We start from the raw sequence: 23458 nt of genomic DNA on the forward strand, positions 1-23458 counted from the left end.
AGGGTGCGTCAGTCCACGCTCACCCAGGACACCAGTGAACGCAGGGCCTCTTCGGGTGACGCCTTCGCGGCCGGAGCCACCGGCCTGGGCACGTCGCCGAGGTTGGCGGCCATCCACGCGTCGAGCACTCCGAGGACGAGTTCGATCTGCGACTCGGCGGCTGCACGGTCGGTGAACACCAGCCAGTTGAGCGCGAAACCGTCGGACAACGTGGACACGATGTAGGTCAGTTCGTCGATCGTTTTCGGGTCGACCGACTGGCCTGCATCGGTCGCGGCGGCCTCGAGGATCGCCCGCATGGTCGCGAATGCCTCGTTGTACACCATCTCGGCCTGCTTGCCCTCCTGACGCTGGGCCCAGCTGATCAGCTCGACGATCGCCGCGCCGAAGTCCGGATTCGCCAGGTACCACTCCATCACGCCGCGCAACAGGGCGCGCGCGGTGGTCTCGACGTCGCTTTGGACGTCGTTGCGCGCCAACACCTCTCGATACTGTGCAGTGACGTGTTCGAACACCGCCGCGAACAGCACCTCTTTCGTGGCAAAGCAGTAGTGCAGCGTGGCCAGCGGAGCGTTCGCGTCCTGCGCGATGCGGCGTGTGGTCGCGCCGTCCACCCCGTGGGCGGCGATCATGCGCACGGCCGCGGCCACCAGTTCGGTGCGACGTTCTGCGGCGGGAATGCGGGCCATGCGTTTCTCCTGTCGAATCGAACCTGAACGGATGATCAAGTCAGTTCTGCACGCTACCAGCAGAAAGGGCAAACGGGCCGTCGCATCGTCGAGAACAGGCCCTTCGGATCCACGGTTCGCACCCTTTCATAGTCATGTGCCTTGATCAATTGACCATGTTCTTCTAGTCTATGACTGAGCCCACAGTCCGGCGCCATCGGCGATCGGAGGGCACGAGCCACGAGCTCACCGCGAATGCGCCGTCACGACCTGAGATCGCGAGCCGCACCCGCTTCAACGCCGCACTGCACCCGACATAGAGGATGACCATGACCGGAGTCCAATCGGTTCACCAGGAACGCGCGATCGCGCTCGATCGCATGGCTGTGGACCCGCCGATCGACACCCTCATCGGCCTGCTGGCGGTCCAGGCCCTCCGGTATCCCGACCGCGAGTTCCTCCGCTTCGCGGAAGGGTCGTGGACGTTCGGCGAGATCGACGACTGGACGTCACGCCTGGCGCAGCGACTCGTCTCCGAGGACGGGGTCCGCGAAGGCGACCGGGTCGCGATCATGCTGCCCAACGTGGTGCAGTGGCCGATCGCCTGGCTCGCGATCCTCAAGGCCGGCGGCGTCGCGGTGCCGATCAATTCGTCGTATCAGCGCGCAGACCTCGAATTCGTGCTGCGGGATTCCGGCGCCCGGGTGATGGTCACCGACACCGGTCACACCCCGCTCGTCGACGAGGTGCGCGCCACGAACGGCGATCTGGGCGAAATCCGGATCGTCGAGGCCGCCTCGTGCGACGAACTCGGACAGTATCCGGCGGACAGGCCGGGGGTCGCCATCTCCGGTGCGACGCTCGCGAACCTCCAATACACGTCGGGAACAACCGGATTCCCGAAGGCGTGCATGCTGACCCACGACTACTGGGTTCGGCTGGGGTGGGTCTGCGCGAGCGCGGCGGGCCTCGGGGCCGACGACGTGGCACTCACCTCGCAGCCGTTCTCGTACATGGACCCGCAGTGGAACACCTCGCTGTGCCTCACGATCGGCGCGCCGCTGGTGGTCCTGCCCCGGTTCTCCGCCTCGGGTTTCATGGCGGACGTCCGCAGGCACCGGGCCACATTCTGCTACGTGCTCGGCTCGATGCCCACGCTGCTGTTCAAGCAGGCGCCGAGCCCGCAGGACCGGGACAACGACCTGCGCCTCGTGCTGTGCTCGGCAATCCCCGTCGCGCTGCACGCAGGGCTCGAACAGCGTTGGGGTGCGCCGTGGCGGGAGATCTTCGGGATGACCGAAAGCGGCGTCGACCTGGTCAGCCTCCCCGAGCGCGCGGCCGACGTCGGCAGCGGGCGGCTGGGGCAGCCGGTTCCGACGAAGCAGGTCCGGGTGGTCGATCCGCAGGGCGCAGAGGTTGCCGAGGGAGAATCCGGCGAGCTGATCACGTCGGGCAGCCCGATGATGCTGGGCTACTGGAACCGGCCCGAAGACACCGCGCAGGTCCTGCGCGACGGCTGGCTCCACACCGGCGATGTCGCGGTCCGCGAGGCGGACAGCTACCGCCTGGTGGGCCGGATCAAGGACATGGTTCGCCGCGGCGGCGAGAACATCGCGAGCGCCGAGGTCGAACGCGTCCTCGAGCGCGACGACACCGTCGTCGCGGCAGCGGTGGTCGGCGTCCCGGACGAGCTGTTCGGCGAGGAGGTCAAGGCCTTCGTGCAGCTGGCCCCTGGCGTCGAGGAATGCCGCCCGGCCGCAGAGCGAATCGTCGACGGCGCGCGAACCCAGTTGGCGCGCTTCAAGGTTCCGCGTTACGTCGAGTTCGTCGCCGATTTCCCGCGCACCCCGTCCGAGCGTGTGTCGAAGCCGGCGCTGAAGGCGCGCGCCGCCGAACATCCGGGCATCACCCACGACCTGCAGCCGCTGCGCACCGCCGGCAGCGGCAACGACAGGAGCCACACATGACCGAGAACTACCTGGACGTGCACATCGACCGCGACGTCGCCGTGCTCACGCTGAACCGCCCCGCGAAGCTGAACGTGATGGACGTGGCCACGCGGGTGAGGCTCGCGCAGACGATCCGCCGGTTCGGGACGGGGGACGTCGTCCGCGGAATCGTGCTCACGGGTGCGGGGCGGGCTTTCTCCGCCGGTGAGGACCTGCAGTCAGTGCCGACCAGTTACGACGAGATTCACGAGGCCTTCGCGACGTTCCACGACATCACCCGGGCGATTCTGGAGACGGAGGTCCCCGTGATCGCGGCGGTGAACGGGATCGCGGTCGGCGGCGCCTCGGAGATCACGCTGTGCTGCGACTCGCGGATCGGCACCCCCGCCGCCGAGTACTTCCAGCCGGAGAACCACCGCGGGATCATCATCTCGAACGCCTCGAGCCTCCTCATGGGCCGCCTGGTCCGGAACCACGCGATGCGAATCATTCTCGGCTCCAACCGGATCGGCGCGGACGAGGCCCTGCGGATCGGGCTGCTCGACGAGATCGTGGCCCCGCAGACGCTGGTGGACCGTGCGGTCGAGGTGATCCGGCAGTGGAACTCCGATCCCCGTACCACTGCACTGCACCTGGGCCTGCTGCGGCCGCGGCCCGAAGACGTCGAGGCCGCGTTCGCCCGCGAGGACGACGCCGCCCGCCAGTCGTGGGAGTCGGGTGCCTTCACCGAGGGCATCGAGGGCTTCTGGGCATCGAAGAACGCGGCGCCGACGGCGCCCCTGACGAGCAATTGAGATCGGAGACAATGGTGATCACCACCGAAGCAGCACTTCTCACCGCGGTGAACGAGCCGCTGGAATTCACCGAGATCCAGGTCGACGACCCGGAGCCCAACGAGGTCCGCGTCGCGGTCTCCAACGTGGGCCTGTGTCACAGCGACCTGCACTACATGACCGGTACTGTGCACGCCGACCTGCCGGTGGTGGTCGGGCACGAGGTGGCGGGCATCGTCGAGTCGGTCGGCTCCGCGGTCACCTCGTTCAGTCCCGGCGACCGTGTCGTCGGCGCCCTCACGCCCTCGTGCGGGTTGTGCCGCAACTGCCAGGCCGGGCACTCGACGCAGTGCCAGCGCGCCTCGCAGATCCGGCAGCGGCCCCGCCCCGCGTTCCAGCTGCCGGGAGGCCGGGTCGTGGAGCGGCTCGGCGACATCGGCGCGTTCTCCCGCCACACCCTGATGCGGGAGAACTCGCTGGTGAAGGTGCCCGACGAGGTGGGGCTGCACGTCGGGTGCCTCCTCTCGTGCTGCATCATCACCGGCGTCGGTGCCGTCTTCCGCGGCGCACAGGTTCGCCCCGGCGCCACCGTGGCGGTGATCGGCTGCGGCGGTGTCGGGTCGGCCATCATCCAGGGCGCGCGGCTCGCCGGTGCCTCGGCGATCGTCGCCGTGGATCTCGACGACGCCCGGCTCGCGGCCGCGCGCACGTACGGTGCCACGCACGTCGTGAACGGCGCTGCCGACGTCCCCACCGAGATCCAGAGAATGCTCGGAGACGGGGTGGACTACTCGTTCGAGGCCGTCGGCTCCGCGCGTACCGCGGCCACCGCGCTGTCGGTCCTGCGTGCCAGGGGTACCGCCTGCCTGGTGGGCATCGCACCGGACGGCACCGACCTCACCGTTCCCGCGTCGGACTTCTTCTTCGGCGAGAAGCGCCTCATCGGCTCGTACATGGGCTCGGGCCAGGCACACGAGGACATCACCCAGTTCGCGCGTCTGTACCTGCAGGGCAGCCTGCTGCTCGACGAGATGGTCAGCGACGTGATCCCGTTCCGCGAGATCGACAAGGGCTTCGAGGCGATGAAGTCGGGCGAGGTGACCCGCATCGTCGCCGACCTCACCGTGTGATCACACCGATCCCATCCACACCGACGCACCGAAGGAAGACGCGGATGTCGAACCCTGAACTGCCCCAGCCGATCAACTACATCGCCGACGAGTGGTCCGAGTGCCGGACGATCCCGGACGCGTGGAATCTCGACCCCAACACGGGCCAACCGGTCCACCGCGCCGTCACCACCGGCCCGGACGACGTGGAGCGCGCACTGCGGCACGCCGAGCGGTCGTACGGCTTCGAACGCTGGGACGACGCGGCGAGCGAGGAACGCGCGGCGGTCATCGAGCGTGCGGCCGACATCGTCGAGGCCCGGATCGAGGACATCGCCCGGACCGATGCCCTCACCAGCGGCGTCCCGATCGCGAAGGCCCGGATGGTCGCGCAGTTCCTTCCGCACCGGATCCGCTCGTCGGCCGCGGATCTGCGCGCCGTCCCGCGTCGCACGGCGCTGGAGGCCGGTGGCCGCGACGTGCGGCTGTACAAGGTCCCGTGGGGCCCCGCCGCGATCCTCACCCCGTGGAACGGCCCGAGTTTCATCCCCGCCGCGAAGATGGTGAGTGCGCTCGCCGCCGGTTGCCCCGTCATCCTCAAACCGTCCGAGCATGCGCCGAGCAGCGCCCAGATCATCGTCGAATGCTTCGTCAAGGCCGGGCTTCCCGACGGTGCGCTGCAGCTCGTCCACGGCGCGGGCGACGTGGGCGCGGCGATCACCGGCGATCACCGCGTGAAGATCGTCTCGTTCACGGGCGGCCCGAACGCCGGCCGCGCGATCGCCCGCGCGGCCGCGGAGGACTTCAAGGTGCTCCAGCTCGAGCTCGGCGGCAACAACCCGGCCCTCGTGCTGGACGACGCCGACATCGACGTGGCAGCCGACGGAATCCTCGACGGGATGACCAAGCTCAACGGTCAGTGGTGTGAAGGCCCCGGAAAGGTGCTGGCGCACAGGAGTCTCGTCGCGCCGCTCCTGGAGGCGCTGCTCGATCGCATCTCCCGCATCGACATCGGGCACTCACTCGACGAGAAGACGCAGCTGGGCCCGATCTCGAACGCCTCGCATTTCGCCACGCTGCAGAGCCGGATCGAAGGGCTGCGGGGCCACGGCGGGACGATCCATCAGCCGGCAGCGCTTCCCGCACTCGACGGGTTCTTCCTTTCCCCCACCGTCGCTTCGGGAGTCGACGCGTCGGTCGCGACCGCCGAACTGTTCGGGCCGCTCGTCAGCCTGCACGCCGTGGAGTCCGACGAGGACGCCGTGCGCGTCGCCAACGCGAACCCGTCGGGTCTCGACGCGTACGTGTTCGGTGGCGACCTGGACCGCGCCATCGAGGTCGGATCCCGGGTGCGGTCGGGTGAGGTGCGGGTGAACGGTGCCAAGGTCGCCGATCTCGCCGACGGTTCGGCACAAAGCTTCTGGGGTGCCTCCGGAATCGGCGGTCACGCCCCCGGTGAGTCCGTCCGGGTGTTCTGCGGAGATCGCGTGGTCGGCGTCGATTCTCCCGACCTTCCCCTGTAGCGATCGCGACTACTTTCGCGTCACCCCTTGACTGTGACCGGCACCACTGGTCTACTCAACTAAGTCACTTGACCCAGTCGTTTGACTAACTCAACGAAAGCGGCAGCATGAACTCCACCTCCACCTCAGCCAGCGGGATCGTCGATGTCATCGGCGTCGGTGCCGGCTTCACCGGCCTCTACCTCTCGCACCGGCTCACGAACGCCGGGTGGACCTTCGCGGGCTTCGAGGCCGGCCCCAGCGTCGGCGGCACCTGGTTCTGGAACACCTATCCCGGCGCCCGCTGCGACGTCGAGAGCATCTACTACTCCTACTCGTTCGACGAGGCGCTCCAGCAGGAATGGACGTGGAGCCAGCGGTTCGCGCCGCAGGCCGAAATCCTCAGCTACATCGAACATGTCGCCGACCGCTTCGACCTGCGCAAGCACTTCACCTTCGATACCCGCGTGGTCGGCGCGACGTGGAACGCGGCCGACCGGCTGTGGGAGGTGCGGCTGGACAACGGCGAGACGCGCCGCAGCCGCTACCTGATCTCGGGTGCGGGCGGCCTGTCCACCCCCAAGGACTTCGACGTGCCGGGCCTCGGGAACTTCGCCGGACTGCAGGTGTCCACCAGCCGGTGGAACATCTCGCTCGACGACCTCGCAGGCAAGCGCGTCGCCGTGATCGGCACCGGATCGTCGGGCGTGCAGGCCATCCCACTGATCGCGGAGGTCGCGGAGCACGTCACGGTGTTCCAGCGCACCCCGAACTACGTGATGCCTGCCCGCAACACCGAACTCTCCCCGGAGCAGGTCGAATCCATCAAGGTCGACTACCAGGCGATCCGCGAGGAATGCCGGCACTCGCTCGGCGGCATCCCCGAGCGCCCCGTGGCCGACAAGGCCTTCGACGTATCGGCCGAGGAGCGTCAGCGGCGCTACGAGGCGGCCTACGAGCTCAGTGGTTTCAACGGCGTCGGCGCCGAATTCACGGACCTGATCACCGACGTCGAGGCGAACCGGACCGCCTCGGAATTCATCCACGACAAGATTCGCGAGATCGTCGAGGATCCGGCCACCGCCGAACTGCTGGTGCCCAAATACCACCCGCTGGGCGCCAAACGCAGCTGCTTCGGAACGGACTACTACGAGACCTACAACCGGCCCAACGTGTCGCTGGTGTCGCTGCGCGACGAGCCGATCGAGACGATGACCGCGAACGCGATCGTCACCTCGAAGGGCACGTACGAGGCGGATGCCGTCGTACTCGCCATCGGCTTCGACGCCTTCACCGGCCCGCTGTACGGGCTGGGTCTCACCGGCGCGTCCGGCGCGAAGCTGCAGGAGGCCTGGCACGACGGTGTCCGCACCTACCTCGGGATCATGACCGCAGACTTCCCCAACTTCTTCATGGTGGCGGGCCCACAGAGCCCCGCACTCGCCAGCAACGTGGTGATGTCCATCGAGCAGAGTGTGGACTGGATCGCCGACCTCATCGAGCACGCCCTCGACGCCGGCGCGACGCTGGTGGAGGCCACCGTCGAGGGCCAGAACGACTGGGTCGACATCACCGAGGAGACCGTCGCCGCCACCCTGTACGCCACCACCGACTCCTGGTACCGCGGCTCCAACATCGAGGGCAAGCCCAATACCTTCATGGGCTACCTGGGCGGTGTCGGCAAGTACCGCCGGATGTGCACCGAGATCGCCAAGCGCGGCTACCCCGGCGTCGAGATCGACGGCGAAACGAAGTCCCGCCGGCTCGGCCCCATCCACCGGGAGATCTCGTGAGTACTGCAGTCCACCGGCGCTACGTCGCCTTCTCCGACGCGCACTACGCGGGCAATCTGGTCGACGGCGCCTACGCCCTGAAGCTCTTCGGAGACGTCGGCACGAACCTATCGATCGAGTTGGACGGTCACGAGGGCCTGTTCGCCGGCTACTCGTCCGTCGAGTTCCTCGCCGCAGTCCGAGGCGGCGATGTCGTCGAGGCCGAGGCCAAGCTCGTAAAGAAAGGCAACCGCAGCCGCACCGTCGATTTCGAGCTCCGTGTGATCTGCCGAGCCTCCGGCGACATGGGCCGATCGCAGGTCCTGGAGCATCCGCTGGTCGCGGTGCGCGCTCGCGGCACCGCGGTCATCCCTGCAGACGCGACGGAGTAGTGACGATGAAGCTGATTCACGAGACCGGCTGGGCCGCACCGCCCACCACCGTCGAACCGCCCCTGACCGGTGACATCGACTGCGACGTGGTCGTGATCGGCGGCGGCGGGGGCGGCATGTCGGCCGCACTCCGCCTCGCCGACAAGGGTGTCGACGTGGTACTCCTCGAGGCGAAGACCCTCGGCTGGGGCGCCAGCTCCCGCAACGCCGGATACATCACGAATTCGATCGCCGCCGATCCGGAGCTGCTCGGACTGTTGCTCAAACCCGAGCGGTTACGCAACCTGTACCGGTACGCCGAGAACGCGGTGCACTTCGCCGAGGGCGCCATCAGCCGTCGCGGAATCGACTGCGGCTATCAGTCGGAGGGCATCGTGATGGCCGCCGTGTCCAAGGGCCAGCTGCGGCACGCGCGCCGCAACGCGAAGGTCCTGGCCGACGCCGGATCGTCGGCCGAATTCATCGAGGGCCCCGAGGCGGGCCTTCCGCACGGCTTCCTCGGCGGAATGCGCGAGGGCGTCGGCGGCACCCTCAACCCGGGTGAATTCGTCCTCGGCCTGCGGGCCGCGACGATCGCGTCCGGCGTGCGCGTCTACGAGCACACCCCCGCCCACGACGTCACGGACACCGGCGGCGGGGTCACCGTCGAAACCCCGGAGGGACGTGTCCGCGCCCGCAAGGCGCTGCTGACCACCAACGCCTACAGCGCGGGCCTGCCGATCGCGCCGAAGAACCTCGCCACCCCGGTGTGGACCTCGCTGGTCGAGACCGAACCCGTCGCACCCGAACGGCTCGACGAGATCGGCTGGACCAGCCGCGCGCCGATGGTCACGTTGCACATGATCCTCGAGAGCTACCGCGTCACCCCGCGCGGCACCATCGTGTTCGGGACCCGCCGCGTTCAGACCGGCCGCAACCCACTGCCCGACCGCACCCCCGCCCGCAACGTCGCCGACGACCTCGTCCGCGGATTCCACGACCGCTTCCCCGGCCTGCGCGACATCGAGCCGCAGAAGGCGTGGGGCGGCTGGATCGGCATGAGTTCCACGTGGCTCCCTGTCGCCGGCGAGGCCTCCGACAACGTGCTCTACTCGCTCGCCTGCAACGGCCACGGCTTCGCCCAGGCACAGTACGTGGGCCACCTGCTCGCGGACCGCATCTGCGACGCGCCGCTGCACGACGACCTTGCGGCGATCTGGCGCGGCCGCAAGCGCTTCCGGCGCAGCCTCGTCAGCGGCCCCGTGCTGCATGCAGGCTGGATCGCCGACCGCGCCTCCGACCGCCTGGCCGCCCTCACGAAATAGCCATCGCCGCCCGTCCGGTCGGCTGATGTCACATCCAAGGAGAAAAACATGTCCATCCGAGAACTGCTCTTCGCGGTCGCGGACATCTGGATGATCGCCGTCGGATTCACCTACGGGATCAAGTTCATCCGGAACTACAAGAACTACCTGCTCGGCATCGAGTGGATGATCGTCGCGACGTCGGGTTCGAACTTCCTGATCTACGGTCTCATCAAGGCCGGTCACGACAGCCCGATGTACACGTTCGCCTACTTCCTGGATGCCTTCTCCCGGTCCGTCGGGATCACGCTGATCCTGGTCCTCGGACTGATGAAGGTCACTCACCGGTACAAGCCGTCCGTGGCGGTGGACATCGGCGCGTTCGCCCTCGCGGCCGTGGTGGGATTCCTCCTCAGCCAGTTCGCCGAGCAGATCGGCGTTCCCGGCAAGATCTTCTACATCGTGGTCAACGTGCTCACCACGATTTTCCTGATCTACTTCGTCACACGCCTGTGGGGTATCGGCGAGCGCGGACACGCTGTGTGGGCCGCCGTCGCCACCGCCTGCGGATTCGTCATCGCGTCGACGTACGACTTCGTCCACATCCCGGGCGACGACGCGGAGCACACGATCTTCTACATCTTCGCGCTGTCCACGTGGGGCCTGCAGATGTTCGCGTACTTCCGCGCCTACCGGGCGTTCGACGCTCACAACAAGCGCGTCGACGCCCAGGCGGTCAGCGGCGGCGCTTCGGTCACGGCCTGAGCCGCGCCGTGACCCACCGCAGCACCGAAGCCCATCGTTCTCGAGAGTCAGGAACCGAAATGACAACGCACGTCCAGGAAGAGACGACCGAGGTGGTCGTCGTCGGCGCCGGAATGGCGGGTTTGACGGCGGCGACCACGCTGTCGCCCGAGACCGACGTAGTCGTGCTCGAATCCGCCGATCGTGTCGGCGGACGAGTCGAGACCGTCCGGCGGGGCGACTACTGGGTCAACGTCGGCACTCAGTTCACCGAGGGCACAGGCACACTCATCGATGCTCTCGACCGGCACGGCATCGAGATGGGCTCGCTCGCAGGCAAAAGCGTCGCGCTGTACCTGAACGGCGGGGTGGTCGACACCTCGAATCCCGTCGCGCTCATGTTCCGCACGCGGATGACCATGATGGACCGCATCGGCATGGCCATCGTCGGTGCGCGCATCCTCGCGGTCATGCCGTTCCTGGAGTCGCAGAGCCTTCTCGCGCAACGGGTTCGCGCCAAGCTCGACACCAAGCTGGCGTCGTACCTGCTGAAGGGTGTCCGGTCGGAACTGGCGGCCGCCGTCGTCCGGTCGTGGTCCGCGCAGTGGATGGGATGCGAGGTGGAGGAGACGGCCGCCACCCAGTTCGTCACCTCGGTCGGCCTCGCGTTGGCCGACCCGGAGAAGATCCCGAACTTCTCGCTGCCGGTGGGTGGCAACCAGACGTTGACCGACGTGCTGGCGGAGGATCTCGGTGACCGGATCCGGCTGAACTCGGCGGTGCAATCGGTGCGGCAGGACGGCGACGGCGTCGTCGTCGACTATCTCGACGGTGACCGGCCGGTGCGGCTGCGGGCGAAGCGCGCGATCGTGACCGTACCCGCCGATATAGCCGAGCGGATCATCCCGGACCTCCCACAGCAGCACCGGAACGCTTTCAACGACATCACCTACGGCCGGTACGTGATCGTCGGATTCTTCACCGACGAAGCCGGGCCGCAGCGCTGGGACGACTTCTTCGGTGTCTCGACGCCGCAGCTGTCGTTCCAGGCGATGTTCAACCACGCCGCGGCGATGCGGAACGGCGACGATCGTAAACCGGGCGGAGCACTGGCCTGTTTCGCCGGCGGCGCTCAGGCCGACGCGTTGTTCGACCTGTCCGATGAGGAGATCGTGTCGCGATTCGAGAAGGACCTGCTTGCAGTGTTTCCCGAGCTCGACGGGAAGCTGGGCGAGGGCATCGTGCGGAAGCACCGTCGGGTCGTGCCCTTCTGGGCGCCCGGGCGGAGGAACTCGCTTCCGACGTTGCGTGATCCGCTCGGAACCATCCACCTCGCCGGCGACTACCAGCTCGACATGCCGTCGCTCGCCGACGCAGCCACATCGGGCGAGCGCGCGGCGAAGGCCGTACTGGCGAGCCTGAGCCGGCAGCGGTAGACACGCGCGGCATCGCCGGGGAGAGGTCGGTTCCGCGTCGGACCCGCAACCGGGCCCGGGCGCGCACATGGCGGTGGGTCCCGCCCGACGATCCGGCTCCGCGCCACGATTCCCAACTCACCGCTCGACGACTGGTGACGACCTGCTGCGAGTTCACACGAGCAGGCCTGTTCGGCAAGGTGACGGGCTCTCGCGCGGCCACGCTCGCCTCCACATCGGGGCCGACGATAGCGACGGCCCTGTGAAGTGCGGACAGAGTGGTCGGCGATGAAGTGGTCCATTGCGGGGCCCGGCGGTAGCCGGACGTACGAACGAACGGCGTAGAGCACGAGTCCCCAGTCCCGGCCCGATGCGGTGATTCGGGTATTCCCCCCCCGGACAGAGTCTGGCGCAGACGGAGTCGGTGCGGAGTGGGTCGAGGTTCACCTGCCAGGTGGTGGTGTTGAAGAGGATGACTCGGCGGTACTCATCGTCCGATTCCGACTTACCGCTGTGGGTGGTGGAGCGAGTACGCGGCCGCGAGTTCCACTGTTAGTGATCCGTTTCGGTCCACCATTCGGACTGCGTTCCAGAGCAGTTCGATGAACTGAGGTCTGCCGATGCCGAAGAGTTGGAAAATCTCCTCGGCGGGGGGACCGCCGTAGGGTCGCCATCGTCGTGCGAGATCGATGATGAGTTCGTTCTCACTGGTTCGGTGTTCGTTCTTCGAGGGGGCCGTTCGACCACGGCGTCGTCGCCGACGTTCGTTTCGGTACGTCCGGACTTGTTCGGCAATAGGGATGCTGAGTTCCGTGGTGGGGGTGTCGTCGGCTTTCATCGGCTTCGCCTCTGTGTATCGGGAAGGTGTTGTCGTTGCTGTAATTCCAAATGGTTTCGCTGCAGTTTGCCAAGTTCCGGCTGTCGGTTAGCCACCAGCACACGCGAGTGCTCAGGAGGTCGGCGCGAACCATCAGGAGTCTCGATCGGGATGTATATGGTGAGGTTGCGACCTACTGAGATGCCAGAGTGTTCGCGCCGGCGAAGGTGCTGCGCGGAGTTTGAGGGTGCACAACTCGGCTAGCCGGCGTCGTACGCTGTCGTTCACGCCGGGGTAATAGGCGAGGAACGCTTGCAGTCGCTGGTAGAACTCGGTGGGGACGACGCCGAACTCGGGGAGGATGTGGTCATCTCCTCCTCCGAAAGGTGCCCATTTGACGGCGAAGTCGAGCATGGTGAGTTCGTCGTCGGTCACGTCGTCTCCGTTCTTTCCAGTTCCGACAAGATGGGAGTGCCTCGCGTAGCCGACCGAACCAACGCGCCCAACCTCGCTACAGGTCGAGGATCAGCCGTTCGCCTTTGGCGCGGGACACACAGATCATCATCGACGTGCCCGCCTCCCGCTCGTCGTCGCCGAGCAGCAGGTCGCGGTGGTCGGGCACCCCGTCGAGGACCTTGGTCTCGCAGGTGCCGCACAGGCCCTCTCCGCAGGAGGTTGGGACGATGATTCCGACGTCGGCGAGTGCGTCCACGATCGACTGGCTCGGCGCCACCGAGCAGGTCACGCCACTGCGTTCGGCGACCACGGTGAATGCGTCGTTCGGGCGGTCGGTGACTGTGCCCGAGAACCGTTCCAGGTGGAGCGATCCGGCGGGCCACGGCTTGCACAGCGACTGCACGGCGTCGAGCAGGCCGGTCGGGCCGCAGCAATAGACCTCGGTGTCCGGCAGCGGTGTGCCGAGCAGCCCGGGCAGGTTCACCAGCCCGAACTCGTCCTCCGGCACCAGCTGCACCCGTTCTCCGTAGCGCTCGAGTTCGCTGGCGAACGCCATCGAGTCACGGGATCTACCGCCGTAGACGAGTTTCCAATCGCTGCCGTCGCGCTCAGCTCGTCTGATCATGGCGAGAATCGGTGTGATCCCGATTCCGCCGGCGATGAACAGAGCCCGATGTCTGGCAGCGAAGGCGAAGTTGTTCCTCGGTCCGCGCACTGGGATGACGTCGCCGACGCGTAGGCGGGTGTGCACGTATTCGGAGCCCCCGCGGCTCTGCGGCGCGCGCAGCACCGCGATCTCGTAGGCCGACAGATCCTGAGGGTCGCCGCACAGCGAATACTGGCGCACAACTCCGTTCGGCAGCACCACGTCGATGTGCGCGCCGGGCTCCCACTCGGGCAGCACGGTTCGTTCGTGACGCTCCAAGCGCACCTGCCGCACACCCGATGCCAGGGATGCGACGGCGGTGACCTCGAGCGAAAACTGGGCGTCACTGGTCATCACGGCCGCCGAAGGTGATGGTTTGTGCGATGTCCCAACGCCCGGTGAGGTATGCGGAAGCAAGCTGGGCCTGGAAGGCGCGGACGCCGTCCTCGCGTGCGTCGAATGGCCCGGGCCGGTAGCCGTTGCCCAACAGCCCCTGGTACACGGACTCGCAGGCTGCGAAGTCCTGCCGGTTGGTGATGTCCCAGAACCCTGCGGCGTACGAGGGGTCGAAGCCGGGGCGTTCGGCCACCTCCCGTGGGAAGAGCCAGGAGCACTCCACGAACGTTTCACCGGGAGACAGCGGCACCAGGCGGTGGGTCATTACGTAGTCCGGCTGCAGGGTCAGTAGCAGGTTGGGTGCAAGCATGAAGTAGATCGTCCGGCGGGCCTGCTCGTCGCTGATCCCGGCGATGCGTTCCCCGCCGCTGCGGCCGTCGAGGCTCATGGTTTCCGCGTCATCGCGCAGTTCCAATGGTCCACCCAGCCACATGCCGGTGTGTCGCAAACCCATTGCGGTCTCCGGCGGGCTGACCCGGCAGAGCTCAGGATGGATCGAAGGGCAGTGGTAGCACTCGAGGTAATTCTCGATCACCAATTTCCAGTTGGTCTGGAGCGTATAGCTGTGAGACTCGCCTACGACCATCTCCGTGGGATCCCAGGGGGCGACGACATCGGTCAGATTGCCGACCCACTTGCCGAAGTCGGGGGCATCGTCGGAGGCGTTGACGAAGATCCAGCCGAACCACTCGACTGCGCGCAGCCCGATGAGGGGCCACTCGTCCGTGGCGAAGTTGTCCGTGCCGGTGAACCGCGTCGCGGAGCGGAGTTCGCCGTCCAGTTCGTAGACCCACGAGTGGTAGGGGCACTGCACCAGACGCTTGTTGGTGCACGAGTCCACCGCCAACAGTTCGTGCCCCCGGTGCCGGCACGCGTTGTAGAAGGCGTGGAGAGCGCCGGATCCGTCGCGGGTCAGCAGGATGCCCTGGGTCCCGACTCGCACGGCGCGCTGGTCGCCGGGCTTGCCGACGTCGCTGCTGCGCCCTACGCAGACCCACGCAGCCTCCAAGAGGTGCTTGCGCTCCCAGTCGAGGACCTCGGGGGAAAGATAGGCGTCCGCCGGAAGTGTTCGCGCGTCGGAGAGTTGTTCCTGGAGTACGCAATCCAGCGCATCAGCGGTGAGGGGTGCAGGTGGGAGGGCGGTGGTCATGTCATCGTCTCCATCATTGGGGGAGCTGGAATGGATGACAATGAACTTAATCACTATTTCGGGCCGCCAACATATTCTCGTGCACAGTTCGCGCCGCACGCTCTGTGCGCGGTCACAGTCATCTCCGGATGGCGGCGTATTTCCTCAGGAGATCGTCGGACACCGGGGTCTGCAGCCCGAAGGCGACCCCGAACGGGTCGACGAGCACGGCGAACGGGCCCATTGCAGAGTCGGTGGCCGGCACCCGGACTCGCGCACCGAGGTCGCTCAGACGTGCGACCTCCGCTTCCAGATCGAGGACTCGTAGGAACGGGATCCAGTGTGGCGGAACGGCAGAAGGCAGGACGTCCAACATGTCCACAACACCGGCCACGGGTCGATCCGCGGACACCAGCAGGCGGTAGTTGCCCGGGCTGGGCGCAGGCTCGTCGATCAAGTGGCAGGACAGCGTCTGGGCGTAGTAGGCCGCTGCCTCTTCGGCCAGTGGCGTGTACAAGTCGACGAAGGCCACGTCTCCAAGCCGCTGACTGTGCGGTCGGGAACCGGGAACGTCGGTCAGCCCGAACAGCGCCCCGTCGGGCGCGGCGTACACGGGCTGGTCCAGGCCGTCGACGGGCACGGTGCCGGCTGGACGTGCCCCCAGGTCGAGCGCCCGGCTACCGGCGGCCACGTGGTCGTCGGTACCGAAGCAGGGCACCCAACACCCCTGCGGTGGTACGGGAACATCACCGGCCGATACGAACGAGATGCGCTGCCCAGGGCTGTCACTGCCACGCCCGTGGTCCATGGCGAGGGCGTAGAACGCCCGGCCGCCAGGTGTGTCGCCGCCCACGAAAAGTACGGTGTCCGAGGTGATCCCGACACTGCTGGTCATTGTGGTCCCCGCCCGTCGAGAAGTGACGACAGATCTGCGGTGGAGCCTAGCTCCCAGCAGGTCGTGGCCAGCCAGAAGTGGGTGCGACTGCTCGGCGAATCGATGTCACGGCCGGTGAGCTCCTCGATCAGTCGGAGCCGGTTGCGTAAGGTGTTGCGGTGCACGAACAGTGCCGTGGCGGTTGCCGCCGGTGCTCCGTCCTCGGCCAGGTAACGGCGGAGTGTGTTCACCAGAGCGGTGCCATGCTTCTGGTCGTAGTCGAGGAGCGGGGCCAGTGCCTCGGCCGCCAGATCACGCAGTGGCAGACCGGCTTCGATGCCTGCGATAAGCAGCGCTGTAGCCAGGTCCTGGATCCGGTGCACATGCACACCGTAGCCCTCGGCGAGGGCGTTGCGCGCCTCGAAGTAGCCCAACCGCAGTCCACGTACTCCGACGCGCGCTTTGCTGACCCCCACACGGGCATCCGAGCCCAGGCTGGAAAGGTGTTCGTGGCACAGCCGCGCCACGAACAGTCCGGCTCCCTCGGGGACGACCAGGACGACGCGGTCGTGCACGATTGCCCGCAGGTGCGGGTCGTGTTGCTGGCTCAGCAGAGTGTGCAGGTTCCACGGGTAGGAGCGGAGCCGCCGAGGCGGACAGGCCACGGACCCGACGACGACCTCATGCGCTTTCCCGGCGTCCAGGCCGTGCTCGCCGAGCCGCCGTGCGGTCTCCTGTTCGCTGGACTGACCGGCGATGACGTCTTCCAGGATCTGGCCGAGTAGCTCCCGACGTCCGCTCAAGACGGCGTGACGGCGCGACAGTTCGATACCGGCCAGCGTCGCGGCGAACGAGAACAGCGCAGGGGGCACGTCCTGTCCACGCGCGCACAGCACGGCGACCGGCTCGCCTTCCAGCTCCACCGGCCGGAGCACGCAGTCGGCGACCGCGTCCCCGGTCGAAGGTGAGGCAGCGACCAGTTCTTCGGCCGGCCACTCGGTCCGCGCAGGCACGCTGACCAATACGCCACCACGTAGGTCGATCACGGCCACCGGCGCGGCCGAGATCCCGTGTAGCGCGTTCACCAGTGCATGCAGTGGCCGTTCGGCGGTCAGTGTGTCGGCCAGCATCCGGTGGTCGGCGAGTTCGGGGTCGGCCGACGTCATAGCGTGCATCCTACGCACTGAGCGACGTGCGTTACATGAGTCGATGTCGCCGCGGATCCGGAAGGAAAATCGCTCCACGAACTGCCGATGTTCGCCCAACCCGAGAGCCTGTTCACGGGATCCGGGGTGGTGGAGCCTGCAGTCCCCTGCACAATTGGCTCAGCGTCGCGCATAACGGTGTCTACTTCTGGTTCGCTCGACGTGGCTGTTCTTCCGGGCACGGGGCGAGACCGGCATCGACGACGGCATCGCGAAGGAATTGCAGGACCTTCCGGGTGATTTCCCAACGGAGCTGAGCGGCCGGCAGGGCTGTCCAATAGCGCCCGGTATACGTGACGTCCTCGGGGAGGACTCGGACCAGAGAGGGGCGTCTACGTGCGATGTAGGTGGGCATGACGGCAATCCCCACACCGGCCAATGCTGCTTCCTCGTGCACCAAGAGATTGTTGGATTGTAGCCGAATGATGTTGGGCAGCATCGGTCTGAGAGCCGCGAAGTCGGGCACGGCTGCAAGAGGGTCCTCCGGGTACCAGCACAGGACGTGCTGTTGCAGATCCTCGATCTGTCCGATCGTGGGGTGTGTGTGCAGGTAGTCCTGGGTGGCGTAGAGCCCGATCTCGTAGGCAACGAGTTCTTGGACTTTGACCCGGGTAGATGTGGGTTTGGTGCGGACCACCGCCGCGTCGAAGGACACCCCGTCCCGGCTCGCCAGGGAATCTGCCGTCACGATACGCAGGATGACCCCGCTCTCGGCGATCAAGCGTCCGCAGCGCGGTGCCAGGACGGCCGCGGCGAACCCGTCCGGAGCGAGGATGGTCCACTCCTCCGGAGTCGACACGATCGGGTCGCCGTCCGCGAACACATCGACACCCAGGGAAACCATGCGTGCTGCCGGCAGGAGACCTTCGCCTGTGGGTGTCAGCTTCCAGCCAGTCCCACTCCGGCTGAACAGTCGGGTGCCGAGCGCTTTTTCCAGCCGACCGATTCGGCGGCTGACGGTCGTGTAGTCAACCCCCAGCTCCTGGCTGGCGCGGACCAGGGTCTTGGCCTCGGCCACGACGTGGAAGTACTTCACGTCTTCCGCATCCACTCTCATCCGGTCCCTCAATGCTGGTTTCACTTCGATGCGTGCTCTCGTCACCGGGGCCTACCCCGATGGCGAGGGCACCGTCATCTACGAGCTGCTGGTGGCCTCGCGCCCGACTCCGAGGCTGGAATCGTGACCAGCGCGGTATCGGCGGTGAACCTGTTGGTCGGTCACCGTCCGCGCAGGATCCTCACAGACGTTCCGCCTCGAGTTCGGTTGGCGTCATCGGGTCACGGTTCGTCGAGCGGGTAGGCGAGGAATGCATCTGCTTCATCTCGTGCTCGAGGGCGAGAGCGTCCGCGCCCTCGGGCATGGCCGGAGCGGGGAGTCGCCAGAGCATTGGAAGTTTGTCTTGAACAACACGCCGATAGGCATAAAGCACGACCGAGAACAGCAGGACGGCCACCGCGACCAAGGACTCCCGGGTGCCTCCGTAGCCCAGAAGTTCGGGATTGAGGACGCCGATCACGGTGATGAATATGTTGAACACCACCAGGACGGCCACGACCGGAATCCACGCGTTGCTCCGCCGAATCGGCCGTGGCCAGTTCGGGCGATCTTTGCGCAGCAGAATGAATGCCGCCAAACCCAGGATGATCGCCAGTAGGTAGCCGAGATTGCTCGCCAGCAGGATGCTCACCGGATGCCCCACCAGGACCATGACGGTGGCGTTGAGGAGCACGTCCAGGGTCAGGGATCGGCCAGGCACACCCCACCGGTTGACCCAGTCGAGTTGCTTGATGGTCATCCCTTCCTGGGCAAGGCCGAACAGCGCGCGGCCCCCGTCGGCGGTGGTGGAGATTATGGAGATCAGCAGGGCCGACGCAATCACGATCGTTCCGATCCAGGCCGCGCCACCGAACGCGTGGTCGAATGCCACAGCGACATAGTTCACCGGGTTGTCCCGGACAACGCCCTCGCCCAGACCACCCGCAAGGGCGGTCGGGACGACGACGAACAGCACGATCATGAACAGCGAAATTCGCGACATGGCCTTGGAAGTATCGCGGGCGGTGTCCTTGTACTCGGGTGCGAAAGACGCAACGATCTCGCCCGCGTAGATCGTCCACGCGGTCACGTAGAACACGACGGCGACTGTGCGCCAGTCGCCGGCCACCGACCACGACAGGTTGGCCGTCGACCAATGGATCGACGGGCTGACCAGGCACGCCACCGTTATTACGGCTAGACCTGCGACGACCAGCAATCCGAGCACCTTGTTGACCGTGGCACCGAACTTCAAGCCGAAGTAATTGAATGCCCAGGCGAACAGCATGGCACCGAGGGCGAAGACGTGCTCCAGCCCGAGGTGATTGCCGAAGATGCTGAAGGCGACAGTGTTGTCCTGAAACCAGGTCGCCTCGATCAATTCTCCGAAGACCACCGAGGCCATCGAGATGGACAGTGACCAACCGAGCCAGTAGCCGAACGCGGCGATGGCTCCAAGAGGGGCGAAGTATTTCTTCCAGCCCTCGATTGCGTAACGTGCGACCCCTCCTGAATCGCGGGGGAACATTGCCGCCATCTCCGCAAAGACTTGGCATTGCAGGAAGCTGATCACCGCTCCGATGAACCAGATCGTAATTGCGGTCCACGCACCGACTACGCCGAGTAGATAGCCGAATGTCACGAACAACCCAACTGGCAGGGTCAGCGCCATGGCCATGCCATCGCGCCAGGTGAGCTTCTTGGCGAGTCTTCGATCGCCCATGCTGTTTTCGGTCATGTCTCGTCCTTCGTTTCTATTGTCCCCCCGAGCTAGGTCGACGCGATCGTCGGGATCGGCACCATCTGGTCATCTGTATGGACGCAAGGCCGGGACGCCAAGGCGCCGCGAGCGCCCCGGCCCTGCATGTCTAGGTCTTCACCCCGGAATTCGCGTGCATCCGCGTTGCGAGAAGGGAGTGCAACCTGTGACAGGGCTCAGCTGGGATTCCCGGAGATCCGTGCATGAATCTCTCGATCGGCCCGGATTCCGGATTCGATCGCGCCATCGATGAACCCGTTCCATCCATTGGCGAGATCAGAACCAGCGAAGAAGACCCTGCCTTCGGACTTCTGCAGCTCCGCGAGCAACCTCGTTGTCTGGCCCGGTCTGAACATGCACCAGGTGCCCCGCGAAAACTCGTCACTTGCCCAGTCGTGTCCAGTGGTGGCGACGACTTCCAGATCCCCGAATAGCTTGTGGAGTTCTGCACTGACTTGGTCAACGTCACCAGCGTTCAGATCAGCCCCTTCGGGGCCGAAAGCGATCAGCAACTGACCGTCATCGAGGATTTTGTCCGTGACGACATAGTTGATCAAATGATTCTCCGGAGCAACAGCGAAGAACGGCTTGGGCAAGTCCCCTCGAACGTGCACCCACGCTTTCGAACCACGGCCGGGCTGGCCCTCAGAAATCCCCGCTTGTTTTGCGGCGGATAGTGCGGGACTGAAATCAATGGCACCGAACGTATTCAATGGCGCCGCGACGACCACGTACTCAGCCCGCAGAGTATCCCCTTGCCGGGTGGTCACGACCACACCGTCATCCGATTGTTCCACCGCGGCAACGGGGGTGCTCAGCCGAATTTCGGCCGAGGAATCGTCGGCTATGGCCTGGATCAGAGAGCGTGTTCCGTTTTTGAGTTTGTAGCGCCCAACCGTATCGAATACTGCGTTGATATCGAATCCGCTCAGCGCATACCACCGCAGCGCTGCAACCAGACCGACGTCTCCACAGGGAGCGGAGCCCATGGCGGTCCACAAGCCATTGGCCAGGTCTTTCTCTTCTGGAGTCAGGTCAAGTCCGTCGATCCGATCTTGGATCGACAACTTGTCGACGACCTCTAGCGCATCCTGATGGTAGAAGGGCTCGAACGGTCGCTCGAGAACCTCCCGAGCGTCCTGAACGACCATCTCCATGAGGGACTCGATAGCCGCCGAGGCCTCCTCATAGGGAACGCTCTTCCGCCGGCCTCCGGTCACCGTGGCTGCGATCTCAGGCGCGGACACTCCGATGGTTTCGACAAGCTCGAGGTTGTAGCGCGAGATTTCCGCGAACGCATGTGGCTGGAACCAATGAACCCACGTACCTCCCAACTCCAATGAGTGCCCCGGCAGAGCGTCGTCCTTGTACCAGGTTCTGCCGCCAATGCGATCCCTGCCTTCGAGCACTACCACGTCGTACCCCCGGCGACTGAGTTCCCGAGAAGCGGTAATGCCGGCGAAGCCGGCTCCGATGATCACAACATCACACAACTGATTGTTTCCCATGTCCTCATCCAGTGATAGTCAAGAATTATTTATCGGTGACAATTTTATTTGGTCACCTTCGGAACGAAGTAAAGTCCCGGAATTGGGGTCTACTGTCCTCCGATTGTCTCCACGGTCGCTCGGCCTCGAATAAGCGCTCCTCTTTCCGATCCCTCTTTTGCCGAGCTTCAGTCGCTCTTCTTGACGATGTGAAGGACGCTGGTGTCGGTGAATTCCAGGAGCCCTTCCATCCCGAACTCAACGCCGAGACCCGACTGCTTGCGTCCGCCGAAGGGAACCTCAGGCAGGACGGCACAATGCGTATTCACCCAGACGGTGCCGCTCTCGAGGCGCTGCGCGACCCTACTGGCGCGCTCCACGTCGGTGCCCCACACCGAATTGCCCAGGCCATATTCGGTCCCATTGACCTGCTCGATCGCCTCGTCGAGGTCGTCGTACTTCAAGATGGCGCGGACAGGCGCGAAGGTTTCCTCGGCGACCAGTGGACTGGCGTGATCGATGTCGCGGACGACGGTGAGCTGCACGAAGTAGCCGGGGGTATCGAACACGTCGCCGCCGGCGATGATCTTTCCATCACGCGCTGCGATCTCGAGTGCCTTCTTGGCAGCCTCCAACTGCTTGGGGTTCTGCACCGGACCGTATTCGGTGTCCGGGTCGAGACCGTGGCCGACCTTGGCGTCGGTGGCCAACCTGGCGAACTCATCGCAGAACTCGTCGTATTGCGACGAGTGCACGAAGATCCGCTTGATGTTGATGCAAACCTGACCGGAGTTCCAGAATGCCCACTCGAAGATTCCTTTGGCGACCTTCGGTACGTCTGCGTCGTCGAGCACGACGGCTCCGTCATTCCCACCCAGCTCCAAGACGACTCGTTTGAGAGTCTCCGCGCTGCTGGCCATCACCTTGCGGCCTGCGACGGTGGAACCGGTGAAGGAGATCTTGTCGACCTTCTTGTGGGCGGTCAGATACGGGCCCAGGTCGCCGCCGTCGCCCACCACGTTGACCACTCCGGCCGGAACCAGATCCTGGAGCATTTCACCGATCAGCATCGCGTTGAGCGGTGTGGTTGGTGCGGGTTTGATCACGATCGTGTTGCCTGCGAGCAATGCCGGCGCCACCTTGTAGATGGTCTGGAAAAAGGGGAAGTTCCACGGGATGATCCCGAGCACGACGCCGATGGGCTTGCGGTGGACCTCGATTCGCGAGCCCTCGTCATCACGCACCACCTCGGGGTCGAGGCGCAGGTCGGCGATGTGGCGCATCCAGATGAGGGCCGAGTCGACGTCACCATCGGCCGAGGCGGCCGGCTTGCCTGTTTCCAATGTGATGATTCGCGAGATCTCCTCCCGCCGCGCCTCGATGCGCTGCGCGAGCTGGTGCAGGATGCGTGACCGCTCCTCGACCGCGGTGTTCTGCCACTCTCCGAAGGCGCGGGCCGCAGCCCGGTATGCATCATCGGCCTGCTTCTCATCCGCGACCGGCGCCGTCGCGATCACCTCGCCAGTTGCCGGGTCGCGGACCGGCTGACCAATTGCCCCTTCGACGAGTTGCCCATCGATCAGCTGCTTGAAGGTCTGATCCGACAGATCGACCCTGGCAACCGAAGTGTGCAGCTGAGGGGGTGCGGGAGAGGGGGCGGTGGTCATGTCGTTGTCTCCATCGTGGGGGAATTTCGGGGGCATCGTCGGTCACACCTCGCCATGTCGGACGCGGCGTGAGCGCTGGCCGACCGTTCCGATGGGCAAGGTGATCCGTCCGGCTGGATCGAGTGACAATGAACTTAATCACTAATTTCAGGTGGCAACATATGCGTGTGCACAGTCAAGGATGAACTGTCTGTGCATGCCCACATTCGGTGGCGCGCGGTCGCTCAGGTGGGCGATATCCGCTTCAGGTCCAGAACTCGCAGTAGTGGGAGATCCAGTGCGGCGCAACGGCAGAAGACAGGACTTCCACGAGATGGGGCCCGTCCCGCGCGACGAATGACGCCGAGTTCGAGATATCGCGAATAACTCAGCGTCACTG

The 23458-nt window shown here is 65.7% G+C and carries 19 protein-coding genes; 9 read left to right on the plus strand and 10 right to left on the minus strand.

The features are described 5' to 3' along the window. Positions 1-8: 8 nt before the first annotated feature. On the minus strand, positions 9-689 hold the full coding sequence (locus JWS13_RS26665; protein WP_206008336.1) for a TetR/AcrR family transcriptional regulator: 681 nt from the start codon (positions 687-689) through the stop codon (positions 9-11). A 308-nt stretch (positions 690-997) separates the two neighbouring features. Here JWS13_RS26665 and JWS13_RS26670 point away from each other — a divergent pair, with 308 nt between their 5' ends. The 9 genes from JWS13_RS26670 (at position 998) to JWS13_RS26710 (ending at position 11628) form a co-directional block, all read left to right on the plus strand. Next, positions 998-2635: a class I adenylate-forming enzyme family protein gene (locus tag JWS13_RS26670; protein ID WP_241032314.1), complete on the plus strand. Its 1638-nt coding sequence runs from the start codon at positions 998-1000 to the stop codon at positions 2633-2635. Beyond that, positions 2632-3411, plus strand: coding sequence for an enoyl-CoA hydratase/isomerase family protein (locus JWS13_RS26675; protein WP_206008338.1), 780 nt, complete (start codon positions 2632-2634; stop codon positions 3409-3411). The genes JWS13_RS26670 and JWS13_RS26675 overlap by 4 nt, the downstream gene beginning before the upstream one ends. An 11-nt stretch (positions 3412-3422) precedes the next feature. Continuing rightward, entirely contained in the window at positions 3423-4520 is a 1098-nt protein-coding gene (locus JWS13_RS26680) for a Zn-dependent alcohol dehydrogenase (protein ID WP_206008339.1), read from the plus strand. Between the two features lie 44 nt (positions 4521-4564). Beyond that, positions 4565-6022 (plus strand): aldehyde dehydrogenase family protein, encoded by a 1458-nt coding sequence (locus tag JWS13_RS26685; protein WP_206008340.1) that lies wholly within the window; start codon positions 4565-4567, stop codon positions 6020-6022. A 107-nt stretch (positions 6023-6129) separates the two neighbouring features. Further along, positions 6130-7794 carry a flavin-containing monooxygenase gene (locus JWS13_RS26690; RefSeq protein WP_206008341.1) on the plus strand — a complete coding sequence of 555 codons (1665 nt, stop codon included), beginning with the start codon at positions 6130-6132 and terminating at the stop codon, positions 7792-7794. After that, entirely contained in the window at positions 7791-8165 is a 375-nt protein-coding gene (locus JWS13_RS26695) for a hotdog fold domain-containing protein (RefSeq protein ID WP_206008342.1), read from the plus strand. The genes JWS13_RS26690 and JWS13_RS26695 overlap by 4 nt, the downstream gene beginning before the upstream one ends. A gap of 5 nt (positions 8166-8170) precedes the next feature. Continuing rightward, on the plus strand, positions 8171-9469 hold the full coding sequence (locus JWS13_RS26700) for an NAD(P)/FAD-dependent oxidoreductase (RefSeq protein WP_206008343.1): 1299 nt from the start codon (positions 8171-8173) through the stop codon (positions 9467-9469). Positions 9470-9517: 48 nt separating this feature from the next. Then, positions 9518-10213 (plus strand): transporter, encoded by a 696-nt coding sequence (locus JWS13_RS26705; protein WP_206008344.1) that lies wholly within the window; start codon positions 9518-9520, stop codon positions 10211-10213. Positions 10214-10272: 59 nt separating this feature from the next. Then, positions 10273-11628 carry a flavin monoamine oxidase family protein gene (locus tag JWS13_RS26710; RefSeq protein WP_206008345.1) on the plus strand — a complete coding sequence of 452 codons (1356 nt, stop codon included), beginning with the start codon at positions 10273-10275 and terminating at the stop codon, positions 11626-11628. 949 nt (positions 11629-12577) lie between these two features. Here the strand turns inward: JWS13_RS26710 and JWS13_RS26715 are convergent. The 9 genes from JWS13_RS26715 to JWS13_RS26755 form a co-directional block, all read right to left on the minus strand. After that, positions 12578-12859 carry a DUF3263 domain-containing protein gene (locus JWS13_RS26715; protein WP_241032315.1) on the minus strand — a complete coding sequence of 94 codons (282 nt, stop codon included), beginning with the start codon at positions 12857-12859 and terminating at the stop codon, positions 12578-12580. Between the two features lie 76 nt (positions 12860-12935). After that, positions 12936-13880: a PDR/VanB family oxidoreductase gene (locus JWS13_RS26720; protein WP_206008346.1), complete on the minus strand. Its 945-nt coding sequence runs from the start codon at positions 13878-13880 to the stop codon at positions 12936-12938. Beyond that, complete coding sequence (locus JWS13_RS26725; RefSeq protein WP_206008347.1) at positions 13870-15072, minus strand: aromatic ring-hydroxylating oxygenase subunit alpha; 1203 nt, start codon at positions 15070-15072, stop codon at positions 13870-13872. The genes JWS13_RS26720 and JWS13_RS26725 overlap by 11 nt, the downstream gene beginning before the upstream one ends. A gap of 118 nt (positions 15073-15190) precedes the next feature. After that, positions 15191-15946: a VOC family protein gene (locus JWS13_RS26730; protein WP_206008348.1), complete on the minus strand. Its 756-nt coding sequence runs from the start codon at positions 15944-15946 to the stop codon at positions 15191-15193. Beyond that, positions 15943-17091 carry a PucR family transcriptional regulator gene (locus JWS13_RS26735; protein WP_206008349.1) on the minus strand — a complete coding sequence of 383 codons (1149 nt, stop codon included), beginning with the start codon at positions 17089-17091 and terminating at the stop codon, positions 15943-15945. Before JWS13_RS26735 ends, JWS13_RS26730 begins: the two co-directional genes overlap by 4 nt. A 181-nt stretch (positions 17092-17272) precedes the next feature. After that, complete coding sequence (locus tag JWS13_RS26740) at positions 17273-18187, minus strand: LysR family transcriptional regulator (protein WP_206008350.1); 915 nt, start codon at positions 18185-18187, stop codon at positions 17273-17275. A gap of 181 nt (positions 18188-18368) precedes the next feature. Further along, positions 18369-19904, minus strand: coding sequence for an APC family permease (locus JWS13_RS26745; protein WP_206008351.1), 1536 nt, complete (start codon positions 19902-19904; stop codon positions 18369-18371). 197 nt (positions 19905-20101) lie between these two features. Continuing rightward, complete coding sequence (locus JWS13_RS26750; RefSeq protein WP_206008352.1) at positions 20102-21433, minus strand: flavin monoamine oxidase family protein; 1332 nt, start codon at positions 21431-21433, stop codon at positions 20102-20104. A 167-nt stretch (positions 21434-21600) separates the two neighbouring features. After that, a complete protein-coding gene (locus tag JWS13_RS26755) occupies positions 21601-23079 on the minus strand; it encodes an aldehyde dehydrogenase family protein (protein WP_206008353.1) in 1479 nt (492 codons plus the stop codon). Positions 23080-23458 lie beyond the last annotated feature (379 nt).

Source organism: Rhodococcus pseudokoreensis (genome assembly GCF_017068395.1).
Lineage (GTDB): Bacteria > Actinomycetota > Actinomycetes > Mycobacteriales > Mycobacteriaceae > Rhodococcus_F > Rhodococcus_F pseudokoreensis.

Excerpts from the sequence above, each read along its gene's own strand:
- JWS13_RS26670 (WP_241032314.1), top strand. The coding sequence starts at position 998 with ATGACCGGAGTCCAATCGGTTCACCAGGAACGCGCGATCGCGCTCGAT.
- JWS13_RS26720 (WP_206008346.1), bottom strand. The coding sequence starts at position 13,880 with ATGACCAGTGACGCCCAGTTTTCGCTCGAGGTCACCGCCGTCGCATCC.
- JWS13_RS26755 (WP_206008353.1), bottom strand. The coding sequence starts at position 23,079 with ATGACCACCGCCCCCTCTCCCGCACCCCCTCAGCTGCACACTTCGGTT.
- JWS13_RS26700 (WP_206008343.1), top strand. The coding sequence starts at position 8,171 with ATGAAGCTGATTCACGAGACCGGCTGGGCCGCACCGCCCACCACCGTC.
- JWS13_RS26735 (WP_206008349.1), bottom strand. The coding sequence starts at position 17,091 with ATGACGTCGGCCGACCCCGAACTCGCCGACCACCGGATGCTGGCCGAC.
- JWS13_RS26710 (WP_206008345.1), top strand. The coding sequence starts at position 10,273 with ATGACAACGCACGTCCAGGAAGAGACGACCGAGGTGGTCGTCGTCGGC.
- JWS13_RS26690 (WP_206008341.1), top strand. The coding sequence starts at position 6,130 with ATGAACTCCACCTCCACCTCAGCCAGCGGGATCGTCGATGTCATCGGC.
- JWS13_RS26730 (WP_206008348.1), bottom strand. The coding sequence starts at position 15,946 with ATGACCAGCAGTGTCGGGATCACCTCGGACACCGTACTTTTCGTGGGC.
- JWS13_RS26740 (WP_206008350.1), bottom strand. The coding sequence starts at position 18,187 with ATGAGAGTGGATGCGGAAGACGTGAAGTACTTCCACGTCGTGGCCGAG.
- JWS13_RS26750 (WP_206008352.1), bottom strand. The coding sequence starts at position 21,433 with ATGGGAAACAATCAGTTGTGTGATGTTGTGATCATCGGAGCCGGCTTC.
- JWS13_RS26685 (WP_206008340.1), top strand. The coding sequence starts at position 4,565 with ATGTCGAACCCTGAACTGCCCCAGCCGATCAACTACATCGCCGACGAG.
- JWS13_RS26680 (WP_206008339.1), top strand. The coding sequence starts at position 3,423 with ATGGTGATCACCACCGAAGCAGCACTTCTCACCGCGGTGAACGAGCCG.
- JWS13_RS26705 (WP_206008344.1), top strand. The coding sequence starts at position 9,518 with ATGTCCATCCGAGAACTGCTCTTCGCGGTCGCGGACATCTGGATGATC.
- JWS13_RS26745 (WP_206008351.1), bottom strand. The coding sequence starts at position 19,904 with ATGACCGAAAACAGCATGGGCGATCGAAGACTCGCCAAGAAGCTCACC.
- JWS13_RS26725 (WP_206008347.1), bottom strand. The coding sequence starts at position 15,072 with ATGACCACCGCCCTCCCACCTGCACCCCTCACCGCTGATGCGCTGGAT.
- JWS13_RS26675 (WP_206008338.1), top strand. The coding sequence starts at position 2,632 with ATGACCGAGAACTACCTGGACGTGCACATCGACCGCGACGTCGCCGTG.
- JWS13_RS26665 (WP_206008336.1), bottom strand. The coding sequence starts at position 689 with ATGGCCCGCATTCCCGCCGCAGAACGTCGCACCGAACTGGTGGCCGCG.